Raw genomic sequence first — 835 nt, 5'->3', positions numbered from 1 at the left:
TAACAACAGAATGAATTCAGGCTCCCCCTACGGAGAGCCTGAGTCAGCATTACTTATCCATATGGATAACGGTACGGATGCTCTTACCTTCGTGCATCAGATCAAATGCTTTGTTTACGTCTTCCAAGCCCATCGTGTGAGTAATGAACTCTTGTAAGCCAAACTCACCTGCCATGTAACGGTTTACGATTTCTGGAAGCTCAGAGCGACCTTTCACGCCGCCGAACGCACTGCCGCGCCATACACGACCCGTAACCAGCTGGAATGGACGAGTTGAGATCTCTTGACCCGCACCCGCAACACCGATGATCACCGACTCACCCCAACCTTTGTGACAACACTCAAGCGCTTGACGCATTACGTTGACGTTACCGATACATTCGAATGAGTAATCCACACCGCCATCCGTCATTTCAACAATCACTTCTTGAATTGGCTTGTCGAATTTTTGTGGGTTGATGACGTCTGTAGCACCAAGTTGTTTAGCTAGGTCGAATTTGCTTTCGTTGATGTCGATACCGATGATGCGGCTTGCACCTGCCATGCGCGCACCGATGATCGCTGAAAGACCGATGCCGCCCAGACCAAAGATCGCAACCGTGTCGCCTTTTTCAACTTTTGCAGTGTTCAGAACCGCGCCCATACCAGTCGTTACGCCACAACCTAGTAGACACACTTCTTCAAGAGGCGCTTGCTTGTTCACTTTGGCTAATGAAATTTCAGGCAGCACTGTGTACTCAGAGAAAGTAGAACAACCCATGTAGTGGAAGATAGTTTCACCATTGATAGAAAAATGGCTTGTAACATATGGCATCAGAACTTTACCTTGAGTTTA

1 pseudogene is annotated in these 835 nt (G+C 47.9%); it reads right to left on the bottom strand.

Annotation, left to right across the window (positions count from 1 at the left end):
* Positions 1-49: 49 nt before the first annotated feature.
* Positions 50-835, bottom strand: a pseudogene (locus R7190_RS26515) (zinc-binding dehydrogenase); the annotation flags it as partial.

Source organism: Vibrio sp. 1078-1, assembly GCF_033340475.1.
This window is presented reverse-complemented; position numbering and strand designations above follow the sequence as displayed.